The 16,035-nt window shown below is 50.6% G+C and carries 16 protein-coding genes and 2 tRNA genes; 6 read left to right on the top strand and 12 right to left on the bottom strand.

Features of this window, described 5'->3' with window-relative positions:
* Positions 1-67 precede the first annotated feature (67 nt).
* Positions 68-343, top strand: coding sequence for an oxidative damage protection protein (locus tag FCL42_RS19270; protein ID WP_136865064.1), 276 nt, complete (start codon positions 68-70; stop codon positions 341-343).
* Between the two features lie 60 nt (positions 344-403).
* Here the strand turns inward: FCL42_RS19270 and FCL42_RS19265 are convergent, their stop codons facing one another.
* The 10 genes from FCL42_RS19265 to FCL42_RS19220 are packed head-to-tail and all read right to left on the bottom strand — an operon-like array spanning position 404 to position 9,747.
* On the bottom strand, positions 404-1,219 hold the full coding sequence (locus FCL42_RS19265; RefSeq protein WP_136865063.1) for an ABC transporter permease: 816 nt from the start codon (positions 1,217-1,219) through the stop codon (positions 404-406).
* A complete protein-coding gene (locus FCL42_RS19260) occupies positions 1,216-2,115 on the bottom strand; it encodes an ABC transporter ATP-binding protein (RefSeq protein WP_136865062.1) in 900 nt (299 codons plus the stop codon). The genes FCL42_RS19265 and FCL42_RS19260 overlap by 4 nt, the downstream gene beginning before the upstream one ends.
* Positions 2,112-3,398, bottom strand: a complete 1,287-nt coding sequence (gene nosD, locus FCL42_RS19255) for a nitrous oxide reductase family maturation protein NosD (RefSeq protein ID WP_136865061.1) — start codon at positions 3,396-3,398, stop codon at positions 2,112-2,114. Before nosD ends, FCL42_RS19260 begins: the two co-directional genes overlap by 4 nt.
* A 13-nt stretch (positions 3,399-3,411) precedes the next feature.
* A complete protein-coding gene (locus tag FCL42_RS19250; protein WP_136865060.1) occupies positions 3,412-3,930 on the bottom strand; it encodes a nitrous oxide reductase accessory protein NosL in 519 nt (172 codons plus the stop codon).
* Between the two features lie 58 nt (positions 3,931-3,988).
* Complete coding sequence (gene nrfD / locus FCL42_RS19245) at positions 3,989-4,936, bottom strand: NrfD/PsrC family molybdoenzyme membrane anchor subunit (RefSeq protein ID WP_136865059.1); 948 nt, start codon at positions 4,934-4,936, stop codon at positions 3,989-3,991.
* On the bottom strand, positions 4,936-5,634 hold the full coding sequence (locus FCL42_RS19240; RefSeq protein ID WP_136865108.1) for a 4Fe-4S dicluster domain-containing protein: 699 nt from the start codon (positions 5,632-5,634) through the stop codon (positions 4,936-4,938). Before FCL42_RS19240 ends, nrfD begins: the two co-directional genes overlap by 1 nt.
* Before the next feature lie 60 nt (positions 5,635-5,694).
* Positions 5,695-6,396, bottom strand: a complete 702-nt coding sequence (locus FCL42_RS19235; RefSeq protein WP_136865058.1) for a tetratricopeptide repeat protein — start codon at positions 6,394-6,396, stop codon at positions 5,695-5,697.
* A 37-nt stretch (positions 6,397-6,433) separates the two neighbouring features.
* Positions 6,434-7,213 (bottom strand): FKBP-type peptidyl-prolyl cis-trans isomerase, encoded by a 780-nt coding sequence (locus FCL42_RS19230; protein WP_136865057.1) that lies wholly within the window; start codon positions 7,211-7,213, stop codon positions 6,434-6,436.
* Positions 7,214-7,246: 33 nt separating this feature from the next.
* Complete coding sequence (locus tag FCL42_RS19225; RefSeq protein ID WP_136865056.1) at positions 7,247-7,672, bottom strand: rhodanese-like domain-containing protein; 426 nt, start codon at positions 7,670-7,672, stop codon at positions 7,247-7,249.
* Positions 7,673-7,725: 53 nt separating this feature from the next.
* A complete protein-coding gene (locus tag FCL42_RS19220) occupies positions 7,726-9,747 on the bottom strand; it encodes a cytochrome c3 family protein (protein ID WP_136865055.1) in 2,022 nt (673 codons plus the stop codon).
* Between the two features lie 481 nt (positions 9,748-10,228).
* Between FCL42_RS19220 and FCL42_RS19215 the strand changes: the two genes are divergently transcribed.
* The 3 genes from FCL42_RS19215 to FCL42_RS19205 are packed head-to-tail and all read left to right on the top strand — an operon-like array spanning position 10,229 to position 13,099.
* Positions 10,229-12,112, top strand: a complete 1,884-nt coding sequence (locus FCL42_RS19215; RefSeq protein WP_136865054.1) for a heme lyase CcmF/NrfE family subunit — start codon at positions 10,229-10,231, stop codon at positions 12,110-12,112.
* Positions 12,112-12,492, top strand: a complete 381-nt coding sequence (locus FCL42_RS19210; RefSeq protein ID WP_136865053.1) for a cytochrome c-type biogenesis protein — start codon at positions 12,112-12,114, stop codon at positions 12,490-12,492. The genes FCL42_RS19215 and FCL42_RS19210 overlap by 1 nt, the downstream gene beginning before the upstream one ends.
* Before the next feature lie 19 nt (positions 12,493-12,511).
* Entirely contained in the window at positions 12,512-13,099 is a 588-nt protein-coding gene (locus tag FCL42_RS19205; RefSeq protein ID WP_169308462.1) for a TlpA family protein disulfide reductase, read from the top strand.
* A gap of 71 nt (positions 13,100-13,170) precedes the next feature.
* Here the strand turns inward: FCL42_RS19205 and FCL42_RS19200 are convergent, their stop codons facing one another.
* Positions 13,171-14,445, bottom strand: coding sequence for a winged helix-turn-helix domain-containing protein (locus FCL42_RS19200; protein ID WP_267873245.1), 1,275 nt, complete (start codon positions 14,443-14,445; stop codon positions 13,171-13,173).
* Positions 14,446-14,697: 252 nt separating this feature from the next.
* Here FCL42_RS19200 and FCL42_RS19195 point away from each other — a divergent pair.
* A tRNA-Phe gene (locus FCL42_RS19195) sits at positions 14,698-14,773 on the top strand.
* 347 nt (positions 14,774-15,120) lie between these two features.
* On the opposite strand, the gene FCL42_RS19190 is transcribed toward FCL42_RS19195, so the two are convergent.
* On the bottom strand, positions 15,121-15,609 hold the full coding sequence (locus FCL42_RS19190) for a prolyl-tRNA synthetase associated domain-containing protein (protein WP_136865050.1): 489 nt from the start codon (positions 15,607-15,609) through the stop codon (positions 15,121-15,123).
* 200 nt (positions 15,610-15,809) lie between these two features.
* Here FCL42_RS19190 and FCL42_RS19185 point away from each other — a divergent pair.
* Positions 15,810-15,885, top strand: a tRNA-Phe gene (locus tag FCL42_RS19185).
* Positions 15,886-16,035: the final 150 nt, after the last annotated feature.

Genomic DNA, 16,035 nt, shown 5'->3' with positions numbered 1-16,035 from the left:
GGCTCTGTTAGAGTTCAGTCAACGAATTTGGTATAACTAGCACATCTGAATTGGGAAGGAATAGACCATGGCACGCACCGTATTTTGCCAGTACCTCAACAAAGAAGCCGAAGGCTTAGATTTTCAGCTGTACCCTGGTGAACTGGGCAAAAAGATCTTTGATAACATCTCCAAAGAAGCGTTTACCCTGTGGCAGAAGAAGCAAACCATGCTAATCAATGAGCACAAGCTCAACATGATGAACCCTGAGCATCGCCAGATGCTAGAAGGCCACATGGTCGGCTTCCTATTCGAAGGCAAAGACGTCGAGATTGAAGGCTATCAGCCGCCTGAAGAGAAGTAAGGCAAGATAGCGGACAATCAAAAGGGGCCAATTGGCCCCTTTGTTGTCTCTAAAGTCTGGTTATATCGCCTTGCGCTTAAACAGCCAGTGGCCGATGCCAAGCAGGGCGACAATCCACAAGCCGAAACTGGCCCACATTAGCGGCACACTGATGCTGTTGTTGGTAATGAGGCTAAGCACGCCGGAAACCGACACATCCCCCACAAACAGCAGGTTAACCAAGCGGAACAGATCCACAGGGTTAAACAAAATCAAGCCACGGATAATCCCCCCGTTAGCTTCGGCGACAATCAAGCTTAGCAGTACCATGTCATACAGCAGCACCAACACAAACCACAGCAGCGCCGAGACAACCAGCGCCCGGCCCTTACTGGAAACCAGCAAGCTCACGCAGTAGCTCAGTAGTAAAAACGCCCACGCCAGCAGAGAAGCCGCCAGCATAAACACGCCAAAAGCCGCCAGCAGTTCAACCACACCGGCAACCTGCAAGCCTATAAGGGCGATCATGGTGATACCAAAACCGATCACCACGGTGGCAGTTAGAATGGCACCTTGGCCCAACGCCTTACCCAACAAAAGCTGCCAACGGCTGATGGGATAGGAGAGCAGCAGCAGCAGAGTGCCGCCCTCTTGTTCACCCACAAAGGCATCATGACCCAGCAAAATGGCAATCAGTGGAATAATGAACGCTGCCAAGGTTGCCAGCGCGGAGATGGTGGTCGGCAATTGAGGCAGCGCAAAACTGCCGCCAATGGCTGGCCCAAGAAAAGTCACCGCTAGGGATAGTAGTGCGAAGATGAGAGAGGCAAATACTAACCAGCGGTGACGGAAACCGTCGATAAACTCTTTGGCGGCAATGGTGGCGATAACCTTCATGATGCTATCTCCGATGTATGGCGCTGACAGCTGTGGTAGATCTCGACCAATGATGGCGGCAAGACGTTAAGATCAAAGCGTTGGTGCTTTTCGGTCAACCTCTCCACCAACCACGATTTTTGCTCAGCCGCCACAGAAAATTGATTCTGGTGCAGATCGAAATACTGGCCCAGTTCAGGGTCTTTTTGCGCTAATAACGCCGCCCCCCCAAGCTCAATTCGAGTTTTAAGCTCAGGCAGGTTTCGCAGCTCCTCCATCCGTCCCTGCTTAATGCAGTGGCCTTTGGCCATCACCATCGCCTGATCCAGGTGGTTGTCTACCAGAGTCAGCTCATGGGTACACACAATGACGGCACAGCCCTGCTGCTTTAGGGTCAGCACTTGGCCATAAAGCATCTGCGCCGCTTCTGGGTCTAAGCCTACCGTGGGCTCATCCAGAATCAGCACCTTAGGATTGGCCAAAATTGCCTGCCCTAATGCCAAGCGTTGGCGCATCCCTTTGGAGTAGGTTTTTACCAATCGGTGCTGAGCTTCCTGAAGCTGAAGCTGCTCCAGTACCGAGAACACCCGCGCCGGTTTGACGCCACGCAATTTGGCGAAGTAGTTCAGCAGCTCAAAGCCGGTTAAGTTGCCATAGAGACTGACGTGTTCTGGCAGATAGCCAAGACTAAGCTGGTCACGGTTGGTCGCAGGGTTTTGACCTAACACTTCAACCTGACCGCCATCGGGCGTGCTTAAGCCTAAAATCAGTTTAATCAGCGTGGTTTTACCGGCACCGTTGTGGCCCAGCAGGCCAAGAAGTTGCCCTTGAGACAAGCTCAAGCTCACGTCGTTAAGGGCTTTAAGTTGGCCGAAATCCTTATGTACGTTTTGTACCTTGACCACAGCGCTATTCATGGTTGCATTCCCCGTACTGCTTGGGTCGCCAGCGGGCTGAGCCGTGGTTGACTGTCGGTGATGCCTTGCGGATTAAGCTCGGCAAATTGCTGCTGCAGCCAACGCAGTACACTCACTGCTGGGCTGCTCATTAAAAACTTGGCTTCCGGATAGATCCAAAACAGCTTATCCAGAGCATCGTTGGGACGATAGAACTGATCCCCAAAGCCATCTTGGTCCAGATCCCAACCTTGGTAGCTGCTCCAGTAGTTGCCGCTCCAATCCAACTGACTCTCACCCACGTATTTCACCTGCACTTGGTTATGGATAAAGGCGTTGTCGTGGATCTGGTTCTTCTCACCGCCCATGGCCATGGCGATGCCAATTTGTGAGGTTTCGATGCGGTTGGCGAACACTCGGTTGTCTTGCGCTCCATAGATATAGATGCCCTTGCCTTCACCATCGAACACCTTGTCAGACTCTGGATTAAACACCTGCTCAACCCAGTTATCGCTTACTTCGCTGTCGTTACTTAGGTTCAGCAGCAGGCCAAATTCGGTCGCGCCTCGCACCCAATTGTGCGAAGTTTTGATTCGCTCGGATCCCATGATGGCGTACCCGCCAACCACATTTTCGGCTCGATTACGGCTGGCGCTGCTGTCTGTGGCGTACATAAAGTGCACCGGATACTGCATCTGGCTCATGCGGTTATCGTCGATAACCACGCCAGAGCTAGACTCGGCATAGATGCCATCACGGCCACCTTGAATGAGGTTGTCGGTAATGGTGACTGAGGTAGAGTGCTTCACATAGATGGCATCGCCACGCATCACCGCCGGCGCTTTTTGATCTCCGTTCATGGTGTTGTTGGAGATACGAATGTTACTGGCCTCGATGGCATGAATACCAAAGCCACGGCCATCGAATTGGCTGTGACTGATTGAAATATCTGATGCGGATTTCATGATGCGAATGGCGGCATCATTTGCGAATACCACCGAGCCCCAGTTTTGAAAAACTAACTGGAAAATTTTGACCCCACTAGCGCTTATCTTCAGCACGCTGCCGCTACCGCCGCCATCGAAGATCGCCCCAGGTTCGCCAACTAAGCTCAAACTTTTATCGATCTGGAACTGGCCTTGATAAGTGCCAGCAGCAAGCTCAATAACGTCGCCATCTTGAGCTTGCTGTAAAGCTAGACTGAGGGAATCACTGCTACTGACCGAATGCAGTTGAGCCCATACACTGGCACTCAAGCACAGAGACAGTAAACAGCTAAATTGAAGCAGCAGCCTAGCAAACATGATCACAACCTAATTAGTGCTTATGGCCGTGATGGCTTGGTTTACCAAACATGTTCAGACTTATCTCATCATAGGGTTTAACGCTGCCCCCATAGGAGTTGGCAAAGGCTTGCGCCTGCTGCTGAACACTGAAGCTCACCAAGGTTGGTCCCATGGCACCATGACGGTTGGAGCCGGTCACAAACCACGCCTTCTCAGCTGGCATAAATGCATGATCCTGAGGGTTATCCCAATCGGTTTTGCCCATGTCGTGCACCCATACTTCTTTAATCTGTCTGACGTTTTCTGGCTGCAAGACAAACTGGAACATATCCCCAGTCGAGCAGAACGCCAACGCCGATTCCTGACCCTTTACTCGCACCATGGCCTTTGGGCCAGGGTAGCGTTTGATGAACATGCCGCACTGGTGGCAACGGCGCTGTTCGCCGATGATGAGATCAGAGGATTGAGCATCCAGCCCGGTTGGCTCCGCTTGCGGTTGACCACAACCACCCAAAATTGCTGCCAACATCAGCATCATCAAATAACGCATAACTCTCTCTTCTTATGCAATGTATCAACAAGGGGGAGCTAGGCTCCCCCGATAAGCCTTAAACGGCGTAAATTTGCCCTGAATAGAGCAGGAACAATCGTAGGCACATCATGCCGCATACCACACTGCCGCCGGTCAGGTAGAACGCCCGACTAGAGTGTGCAAACCGTTGACCTAACGCGAAATTCAGAATCAATGGCATGATAAAGCCAAGACCAATTACGCCAGTCCAGAACAGGGCTGACCAACCGCCTTGGTAGAAGGCCACTGATGCCGCCTGATTACTGCCATCACCAAGAATCAAACCGGCGAAAAGCATGAATAGGAACAGGCCTTCAACCGCCATAATCGGCCACTCAACCTTATGCAGCATCTCCATCTCAACGCTGTGTACTGGCTCATTGAACCAACGTACGGCGATCATCTTGGCCGTTGCCGCACCGGCAGATAGGCCGGAGATGATAAACAGCGCTGGCAGAATTGAGGTGTTCAACACGGGCATGTGCATCAGTGCGGAAATCAGGAAGCCGGTGTAAGCACAAACACACACCGCTAGAATCAGCATCAAGGTTTCCAATGGGCCACGGAACTTCGCCGCCATCTCATAGATAGGAGCAACCCACGGCTTGTTCACCAAGGCTTTAATTTCATCTTCCAGGGCATAGGCTGCAATCACCGCCGTCAGCGGAATGTAGAACAGCAGTACGATAACCCCCAAAGACATCACTGAATTCAGGTTGTAGTACAGCAGGATTTTCCAGAAGAACAGCGGGTTGGTCAGGTCCAATACCAGACACAACATACCCAAACAGATGGTGCCGAAGGAAACCAAACTGGCGGCCTTCAACAGTGGTGTATTACCCACCTGTTTACGGTAATAACGAACCAACAACGCGATGCTGATGGAGCCGCCAGAGATACCGGCGAAGAACAGGTACACCGCGATCGGCCAAGGCCAAGCGACGCCCTCAGAGATACTGGATGTGAAATCAATAGGACTCATAATTACAGCTCCGGCTTAACTTTGACGATGTAGTGCAAGTTAGGCTCTGTGCCCAGATGCGGACGGATGCGAGAGGTGTTCTTAACCTTCAGCAACTTGCTGACGTAAGAGTTCTCATCATTGGCATCACCAAACACCAAGGCACCGTATTTGCACTTAGCGACACAGGCAGGTTTATTGCCCTTAGCCAGTTCGCCCTGCAAGCAAAAATCACACTGGTGCGACGTCTTAGTATCACTGTTGATTGTGCGAGCTTTATATGGACAAGCGGCGATGCAGTATTTGCAGCCGGCGCACTTAGACGCATCGGTGCTGACAATGCCAGTCGCTGGGTCTTTGTAGGCGGCACCGGTTGGGCAAACCATTACGCACGGCGAGTTCTGGCACTGCTGGCAGGAGACACGAACGTATTTGCGATCGCAGTTACAGTCGGTCTTACCACATTTAGGACACACCTCACCCTCTACGCGGTCAGTTTGACGCTCCACAAAACAGCGTGACTCCCCTTCCGGCAGATTATTGGCTTCATTACAAGCTTCACTACAACGGCCACAGCCTACGCATTTGGTCTGATCAAAGACCATTACGTAGTTCGGGCCGCTACCCTGCTCACCGCTGGGATCGGTAGAGCCACAGCCCCCCGCAATCACCGCGATAGAGCCAACGCCGATGCCCTGAAGCACGCGTCGTCTCGGTAACATAATGTTGTTCACATCATCCTCCAACCATCATTATTTTTTGTCTTTTCGAGCGCCTTCAGCTTATTGCTGCTGTGTGAGTAACTTGGCCTGAGCTCGAGTTATGGCACTCTCGATAGCGTGACGGAATCGGCCTCCGCGGCCGCTATCGACAATGACCTGCCAGTGTTCGATGGCGGTTTGGTAGTCCTTCTGGCGAAACGCATGGGACGCAAGCAGTTCTCGGGTGGTGAAATCCTGCTTATCCAATTGAAGGGCTCGGGATGCGGCGGCAGTGGCCTCCATCCCCAAAACGCGGCCATCACGGTAGTAGAGATACTTAGCTTTGAAACCCAGTAACTCGGCGGTTTCTGTCATCAACTCCTGCGCCTGCTCCAAACTCTGCACTGCGTCGGCGTATTTCCCGCCAGCAGCAAAGTCGTGAGCCAACTGCATCAGTTTGTAGGGATCTTCTGGGGCCTCTCGAACCGCCATCTGGCTTTGGTTCAAGTTGGCCTGTAGCAAGTAGTTGACTCGAGCCTGATCAAACCCAGAATCCCAATCACCAAAACGCCCAAGCTTTCCGTAAATCAGCAGAGAAACAATGATGAGAGAGATGATCAGGGTCAGGGGAATCCCCCAACCCACAAGAGGTTGTGATTTTTCGGATTGACTGAGGACACCCGCTACCGCCAGATGTTGACGCTCCCAGCGGAGGTGACACAGGGATATCACCACCACCACCATGAGAGTCAAACCACCTAAAATCAGAGCTAAGCTGTTCATGAGAACTCCAGAATCAATCAGGCCGAGTCAAAATCGATTAATGAGCCGCGGTACCCGCAGCGCCCATACCCATATTCATGTTCATGCCCATTCCCATGCCCATTCCACCGTGGCCTTTGCCCGGCTTCTTCGCGTCGATCAATTCGATATCAAAGATGATGGCGGAACCACCTGGGATGGCTCCCATGCCTTGATCGCCATAAGCCAACTTGGCTGGGATGGTAAAGCGGTAGGTTGAGCCGACTGGCATCAGCTGAATGCCTTCGTTCCAGCCGTCAATCACATTGATAAGGCCCAGCTCTTTTGGCTCACCGCCGTGAGTGTCTTCAAACACACTGCCGTCAAGCAGCGTGCCTTTGTAGTGAACGGTTACCGCATCTTCAGGATTCGGTTTGCGGCCATCACCTGCCACCAGAACTTCATACTGCAGACCAGACTCAGTAGTCATAACGCCATCTTTCTCGGCGTTTTGCTCCATGTATTCGCGAGCTTCTTGGGAGGTCTCTTTCAGCAGCGCCGCCTGGCGTTCCTGTTTGCGGTCGTTCAACACTTTGGCGCGGGCATTCAGCGCGTCGATCAGCGCTTCATTGTCCAGTTTATTGTTGCCCTGCAGGGCGTCGGCGAAACCAGCAATCACCTGATCGAGATTGGCATCGATGCCAAACTCTTTCTGAACAGTGATCTGGCCGTTTAGGTATTTACCCATGGAAGCACCGATGGCGTAAGACTCGTTGTCTAGGTCGGTGTTGGCCATGGCAAAGTTGGAAACTGCGGTCAGTGACAGGGCAACTACAAGGCTTTTAACTTTAAATTTCATTGTCTTATCTCTTAAATTCTTAACGTTAACCAATTAGGGTTTTTCGATTGGTCGGCCAGACAAGCGCCAGCCATAGATGCCGTCAGGCATTTGAAATACATTGGTGTATCCCAGTTGCATCACGGTATAGGCCGCAATTTCACTGGCGTTACAAAGTCGGTTGGCGCAGTAGAACACCAAGGTGGCGTTCTTATCTTTCGGCAACACGGATCGCCAGTCGTCGACCATGAAATACACCGCGCCAGGGATGAAGCCTTCAGCCCACAGTTCCAGAGTGTTTACATCGAAAAAGTACACACCCTCTTTTCCCACCAGCATCTCCGCTTCGGTCATGCTGATGTAATTCAAATTCAGTCGGTATTCATCAGCAGGACGCATCTCGTCACCGCTGCCGGCTACCGCATTGCCGGTCAATAAAGTGGCCACTAGGGCTAGGGTTGATATCAGTAAATTGCGCATTGTTGTGCCTCTCTCAAATTCCCCCGCCACCTAAGTGGCGGGGGCAACAGTGCTTACTGGTCGTAGCCAGCTTCGTCCATGATGGACTGAGCTTTCTGGACGTAGATCCAAGCGTCGTTCATCAGGCGCTGAGACAGTGCCGGACCGTGAACACCCCAAGAACCGTCTTTCTCGATCTTGGCAACGGCGTCGCGAGCCTTATCAACCATCATCAGAACATCAGCCTTGTCGGAGACATTCAGACGAGTCACAGTCATCAGCTCGTCGATGCGGGCGATCTGCTTAACCACCTTGGCGTGGGTCTCTTTAACAGGGTTCTGCCATTCAACCACTTCACCGTAGATCTCTTGCTGGTCTTCGAAGTGCAGGCCTTCATCCAACTCAGACTGGAACTGGCTGTGACAGCCTTTGCCGTTCAGCACGGTCAGATCCTGAGAGGAGGTACGAGCACAGGACCACATCAAGTCGAGGTAGCTGTAGCCGTTCTCATCTTGAGCAACAGTCCAACCCTTAACATCGCTGGTGCGAGGCTTACCTTCTGGCGGATTCAACGTCTTCTGAGTTGGGTCAACTTTGATGTTCCAGATGTGGGACGCACGTACGTTGTCGAAGCCCGCTTGATCAGGGAACTGGATTGCAGTGAACTTCTCACAGCTGCCCATGTTAGGCATGTGACAGGACGTACAATCGTTCTCTGCGTGAGGCTTAGAGCTCTTATGGAACTCAGCCTGAGGCTCGTGACAGTCCTGACAGGTCTGCTTCAGCTTGGTCTTAGTGACGCTGGTCAGGTAGCTGCCATCGGTAACTTCGTGTGGATCGTGACAGGTAGTACAACGCATGCCCTTGTCATAGTGAGCAGTGTTGAACATCTGAGAACCTTCGGTACCACAGGATGGGCATGCACCCTTGAACTTAACGGTCAACGCATCTTCAGGCTTCGCATTCAGGGCTTCGCCCATCTCAGCGACATAGTTGAAGCGCTGGTGACAGCGTTCACAGTTCGAAGGCATGCCGCCGCCAACACCACCGTCTAGGTGGCCACCGGCGCCGTGACACTCTTCACAGGAGATACCTTTAGAGATGGTGTGCTTGCGCAGCTCTTCTGGGTTACCCAGAGCAGCGAAGAACTCATCTTTGGTCTTAAAGTCGAACTTGTAGGTGTGGCACACTTCACAGTAGGAAGAGCCAGGCTGGAACAGGAACTCTTTATCCTGCTTAGCACCGTAGGAGTTCACACCCCAGGTGTTGGAGCCAGAATCGCCGAAGTCTTCCATCTTGGTTGGGAAAGTTGGAATCACTTCCGCGATTTCGCGGGCTTTCTCTGGAGTTAGGAAGGTGGTCCAGTTCATGGAGAACTGGTTACTACCGGCGTGAACCGTACCAGTACCTTCACTCAGCAGACCGTCACGAACGGTGTAGGAACCACGAACCAGCCAAGCATCTAGGAAGCCATACTTGGTACGAGGGGTACCGATCATGGCGTAGATGGAGTCCGCGGTAATACCTTCAGGCAGCAGGCCGTTGGTGCCGCCGAATGCCGGCTTCTTCAGATCGCCATCAACTTCTTCCATCTCATCAGGGAAACGAACCACTTTGGCGTGGCGAGAACGCTTCCAACGCTCATATTGCAGCGCGTGACATTCGCCGCAGCGCTCTGGACCAACAAACTTGTTTGGGAACTCCAGAGTCGACTTCGCACCTAGGCGATACTGAACCGCCATCGGCTTACCAATCTTCTCTGAATAGTCTTCGGAGTTACCAGTGTGCAGGTACTCTTCACCACGGTCAGAGATGTGTGGTTTACCAACGATACGGCCTTCAGGAATATAAGTTTTAAAGATTGGGTGGTTTTCAAACAAGAAATCCCACAGCTCTTTTTCCTGAATAATATAGTCGTGAAGGGTACGAACACCTTTATCTTCCAGATCACCATCAGGGTTCGCAAAGATCATTTGCGATTGAGGCGACATTTTATAGCCGTCGCTGCTTTTCGCTGCTTCGCCAGCGACAGATTGACCTGCCATGCCGAAGCAGAATAAAGCACCGATTGACGCTTTTAATTTCCAGCCTTTCATCATTATCTCCTACAAAAGGTTTTTGTTTCTTGCTTGGCGCGGCTCTCTTTTGCCGAGTTCCCGCTGCCAATTTCAAGTCAGCAAATCCAAGAAACAGCTGCAATGTAATCGCCAAACCCATTAAAAAACCGGAGATAGAGCACACAAGCCGTGCGGTTTTAGCCTTTGAGGGGTTCACAACAACCATTTCAACTATTACCCTTTAAATACAACACCTTAACCAAACAATGAGCTGAAACAATGATGATTAATCAGAGCTAAAACTGAAATAAAAAAAGATAAAAACAACAAAAATATGGATAAGGTTACTTGAAATTAAGTAAATAAGATCCGAATCAACAAATCATGTGAAAAATGTAATGAATAACAATTTCAAAACATAAGAGTCCATTTGCAAACCCGCTTCACACTTTAATTATTCTTCTAGGATGTCTGGGATATCCAGGTGATAAAATGCGGTCTACAAAATTAAGATTTATCTATGACGAGGCCTACAGTGATTCCTGAAATCGGCCACTACTCATTAATACTCTGTACGGTAATATCTCTGTTTTCCGCGATCAGCTTATTAATACCAGACCGAAATGGTTATGGCTTTTACTTATCAAAACAGTTAACTCGGCTATCGTTATCCTTAGCACTCGTGTCCATTGCAGCCCTGTTAATTAGCTTCCTGAATAACGACTTTTCAGTTGCTTATGTTGCCCATAACTCAAATACTAGCCTCGCTTGGTATTTCAAAGTCGCGGCCCTTTGGGGGGGACACCAAGGCTCTATTCTATTTTGGAGTAGCGGCCTACTACTGGCCACCGCCAGCATCGGCGCTCGAGGTAAATCAACCCAATTTCTCAGCCAGACTCGAGGCCTAATGGCGCTACTGAGCTTTGGCTTTCTGCTGTTTATTCTGCTGACCTCCAATCCATTCGACCGTTTACTGCCAGAGGTGCCCATTGAGGGCCGAGACCTTAACCCAATGCTGCAAAGCATTGGGTTGATTCTACACCCTCCCCTTATCTTCTTCGGCTATGTGGGCCTAAGTGTGCTGTTTTGCGGTGCACTGACGGTTCTGATCAATCCAACTCGCAGCATCCATTGGCAATGGTTCCGCCATTGGAACCTGTTGGCTTGGGTGAGCCTAACGCTGGGCAACCTATTTGGAGCATGGTGGGCATACAACGAACTTGGCTGGGGCGGTTGGTGGTTCTGGGATCCGGTAGAGAACGCCTCCTTTATTCCTTGGCTTATCTCCACCGCCTTAATGCACAGCTTACAGCTAAATCAAAGTAAAGGGGCACTGACGCTGACTAGCATCATGCTGGCACTCGCAGGGTTGAGTGTCAGCTTGGTCGGCACCTTTATGGTTCGCTCTGGCATCATTCAATCTGTGCATGCCTTTGCCGCAGCGCCAGATAAAGGCGTTGGCATCTTGCTACTATTGGTTGCCACACTAATGCCCGCCCTCGGCCTGCTGGCGTGGCGCACACCACAGTTACCCAAAGCCATACCCTTACCTCTATTGAGCCGAGGGTATTTGGTCATGATTTCCGTAGCACTGCTGACCATCGCGGCATTTTCGGTGATGCTTGGCACCTGCTACCCATTCATCTTTAAAGGCTTAGGGCTGGGTTCCATCTCTGTGGGTGCGCCCTACTTTAATACCATCTTCATTCCCATCGTCACGGTTTGCGTGTTGATTCTAGGTTGGGTCAGCCTGAGCAAAACTCAGCAGCGCTCGGTGGCCGGAATTGCCATTCTGGCTCTGGCGCTATTTTCCGCGACTCTGGCGTGCTTCTGGCAACCGACAGACAGACCGGAATGGCTATTTCAGGGGGTGTTTTCCTTTGTGTGGCTCAGCGGCTGTTTGACGCTTGCTAGCACCTCAATTGCGAAGCAGCAAAAACCTTGGCTTGCCATCGCCGCCCACGGTTCTTTGGCCATCTTTATTCTTGGTGCCACCGTACTCAGCCATTTCGAGCAGTCGGCCATGGTGAAGATGGGTCCAGGCAAGGGTCGAGAGCTGGCCGGTTACACCGCCATCTATGAGCAAACTAACCAGCTGTCATTAAATTCATACCATAGCCAGCAAGCGCAAATTCGCATTGAGGACGCCGACGGTAACCAACTCAACCTGCTGTTTCCAGAGCGTCGTACCTACTTAGATGACATGGCCGAGATGACCGTTGCCGACGTTCACCACTCGCTGGTGTCTGATTTCTACCTCTCCATGGGGCCTAAGTTGGAACAGCAAGATTACCTGATTCGCATCAGCTACAAGCCTTGGGTCAAACTGCTGTGGATTGGAGGCGTACTGGCCGCCCTATTCGGCTTTTTGAGTCTGTTTCGTCAATCTAAGGAGAGCAAATAATGAGATCTTGGCTCACTATTTTCTGCTGCCTGTTCGTTTTAGTGGCATCGGCACCCGCTGCCAATGCGGGTACGACCTTAACCGTCAATCAACAGATGGAGCAGATTGCAGCGACTCTGCGCTGCCCATCCAGCACCAATCAAACCCTATTGGAATCGGAAGCGGCCATCGCCTTTGAGCTAAAAGCTCTGATTGCACAGCAGCTGACCGAAGGCAAATCTCATCAGCAGATTGAGGCGTATCTGGTGGAGCGTTATGGCGAGCAGATCCGCTACCAACCAGGGCTCAACGCCGGTACAGCAATACTCTGGCTTACCCCCGTTGTCCTTATCTTCCTGCTATTTGTGGGGCTGTGGTTCAACCGCCGCCGCTCTGAATGATCAACCGAGAGCATCGACTATGAAACTGAAAACTCAACTCTCCGCGTTCGCACTCATGTTGTTGCCCAGCATGTTGTGCAGCGCCTCCAACCTGCCCAAGGCCTACAACACCGGTGAACAGATTGAAAAACCGATGATCATGCGTAAATTCGTTGAGTTCACCAACGCTCGAACGCCGCCAGAGCTGATTTTCGAAGATCGAAATGGCAACCCCAAATCGATGAACGATTACCGCGGCAACCTCACCATGATCAACATCTGGGCCAGTTGGTGTGGGCCCTGCCTAAAAGAGCTGCCTTCCCTAGAAAAGATGCAGGAACACTTCAAAGACGAGCCTCTTAAAATTGTGCCGGTTTCTGTAGATGAAGATTCGCCAGAGAAGGTCTACGAACTGTTGGCCAAATACAACCTAGACCACACTTACAGCCTATTCGATAAAGAACAGAGCATGAACGGCGTTATGCCAACCAATGTGGTGCCAGCAACCTATTTCCTCGATGCAAAAGGCAACATTATCGGCTTTGCTCGCGGCTATCTGGATTGGTCCGACCCCGATGTAAATCCCTATATGGATAAACTCATCGATAAGTACACCGAGACTGAATAATCACCGGCTCAGCAAAAAAACGGCGCCCTTGGAAAGGGGCGCCGTTTTTTTATCTAGGTAAAAGAGGGCATTTACATCTGCATAGTGGACTGCTTCATCCAAGCCACCGTTTGGCCATAGAAAGGAATGACCCAGGCAGAAGAGTTATCGTCGCGATAGAAGCGGCAGAAGTACAGCGGTTCATTCGATAAGCTGTTTCGGCGCAGCTCTCTGTAAAACGGCAGCGCCGCTTCAGTAACCAGCTCTGGCTTGTGGAGCACCCGCTGATTGGTGGTAACTTTAAACAGATCCACTGGATGGCCATCTATCTCGGTCTGAACTCGTTCGAAATCGCCTTCAAACTCATACTTTATTGGGGACGTTTTACAGTCTTGGTCGGTCACGCAAAACGAAGCAAAAAACATCCCCTTGGACTCATCTCGATACACCATTGAGATGTTGTGATCCACACGGACCAACAGTTGTTCATTGCGGGGAAAGTAGATGTCAGCGCTGTACATCGACTCGGTGAGTTCCCCTTGATGATAACCGGTTTTAGGCAACTCGATGCGGTTGTAACGGATGCGACGCTCCATGATCTTCGCCAGCTCAAAAAAGGAAGGCAGATCCATGTTTACCCGTTCAGTAACTGGAAAGTTCAGGTTAATGATGTCGTGCCCTGGGCATTGGCCATCTTCATAATGGGGGCACAATGCAATGGAGTCATTCAAGCCATCGGTAACCGCAAAAGCACGAAACGGCGGCAACATATTGCGTTCCAATTTAGACTCAAAATGACGCTGCCAGCGGCTCATGTCAGCAATGGCGTGCTTGGTGGTGGTCAGTAGCTCAGTTTTGCCCTGAGAATCACCAACATGAATCTCTTTGGAGTCGGTCCAGTGCCAAGCGCTAGTCGGGTTTCCCTTAAACAACCATGCGATGCCCCAACTGACACAACCAACAGCAACCACCAACGCCACTAAAGCAACCCACTTTCTATTTTTCAGCCGTTTATCCGAGTCAGAGGCAGCCTGTTCAATAGCAACCTCCTCATCTTCATCTTTCATAACAACGACTTGGTAACCCCGACGAGCAACGGTTTTCAGTGCAATCTCAGGGTAGGCCTCAAGCTTCTTTCTCAGTGTACTGATGCACTGAATCAATGACGATGGGGCTACGACCCGTTCAGGCCAGCCCTGCTCTAAAAGTTGTTCTTTGGTGCAGATATCATTGCGATGCTCAAGCAAGCACTTCAACACTGCCGTCTCAGCAAACGTAAGACTGGTTAAAGTCTCATCTCGACTATCTCTTAGGCATAGATTCTGAATATCTAGGCTTAAGTCTTTATTTATATTTAATATAGTCACTGCGTTTTCCCAACGATTTGACGGTCGGTGTATTTAGCTCAGCTCAACGCCCATTATGCCTTTGCTGCATATCCCATCCTGTGATGACTTTCGCATTACTTTTAGCTTTAACGCGGCCAATTACCAACATTGAGAGTCAACGCACTGATATGAAACCGCTCCCGACTACTTGCCCAATATTCGAGCAAACAAACAAGCTTGGTTCAAAACTGTTTGACTGTATCTTAAGAAAAGCGTTTAATGTCGTCCGTCGCCTCGATAGCTCAGTTGGTAGAGCAGGGGATTGAAAATCCCCGTGTCCCTGGTTCGATTCCGGGTCGAGGCACCATATAAGAGAAAGCACTTATCTTCGGATAAGTGCTTTTTTCGTTTTAGGGCGTTGGATTCAATCAAAAGCCACTGGCTACCGGCGTTCGCCGGCAAAGCGACATCAAAGCATGCAAGTGACAGCGAATCCACCATCACCTACTACCCCAGCAAATGCCTCTCTGACGCACGTCAGAGCCCAGCGTCATTTTCATTTAGGACGCAGGATTTAATCAAAAGCCACCAACTACCGGCGCTCGCCGGCAAAACGACATCAGAGCATGCAAGTGACAGCGAATCCACCATCAACTACCGCCCCAGCAAATGCCTCTCTGACGCACGTCAGAGCCCAGTGGCTCTAATACGGCCTTACTCTTCGATACTTGGAACATCAACCAGTTGATAACCATGGCCGGTATATTGGGCAAATTTCTCAACGTCCGCCTGCTCCAACACCAAAGTCCGAGTGTTTACCAACGGGTGACATTGAAACGCTTCCCCATTCCAAAGATCACTATCAATCCACAACTCAACTTGTTGACGATGATCATTAAGCAAAGCCAACAGAGAGACTGAGCCAGGTTGAATACCAAGGTATTTTTGCAACCGCTCAGAAGACGCGAACCCTAAACGACTCATTTTTAATTGCTTAGAGAGCAACTTCAGGTCTACCGCCTTGTAGGCCGAGGTAATTAGCAGAAAATGACGTTTGCCGGCGTTATCTCTTAAAAACAGGTTTTTCAGACGCTGTCCAGGTCGATGCAAGTTAAGCTTATCGGCATCTTCACAGGTAAATAGTGGCGGGTGTTCGAACGCCTGAAACTCGATACCAAAAGCGGCTAGTTGATTCTCTACCATGTCGGCCTCATCCAAAACTTCACTCTCTAAAGGGTACCCTTCCCTTCCAATCAGAATCCAGAATTAACCGTTTCTGCGCCAATCACCTCTCCGTTTATTGTTGTTTTAGGCTTCAGGGCGCTCAAAATTGCTCCAGACGGTAAAAATATCAAAAAAAACCATTGACTCATTAAGGTGAAATCCGTTTAATACACGCCGTCGCCTCGATAGCTCAGTTGGTAGAGCAGGGGATTGAAAATCCCCGTGTCCCTGGTTCGATTCCGGGTCGAGGCACCATTTTTAAGAGAAGCGCTAACCGAAAGGTTGGCGCTTTTTTTATGTCTCGCATTTACAGAAAATTCAGTTTCTAGGTATCTTAACCCGGTAATCTCACGGCGCTTCGCTTAGTCCGATGACCGTCGCAAGCGACGTTACTGCGTATATTAC

Origin of the sequence: Ferrimonas aestuarii (assembly GCF_005116665.1) — a bacterium.
GTDB classification, from domain to species: Bacteria; Pseudomonadota; Gammaproteobacteria; order Enterobacterales; family Shewanellaceae; genus Ferrimonas; species Ferrimonas aestuarii.
The sequence above is the reverse complement of the archived record's forward strand: the minus strand, read 5'-3'. Positions and strand labels throughout refer to the sequence as shown.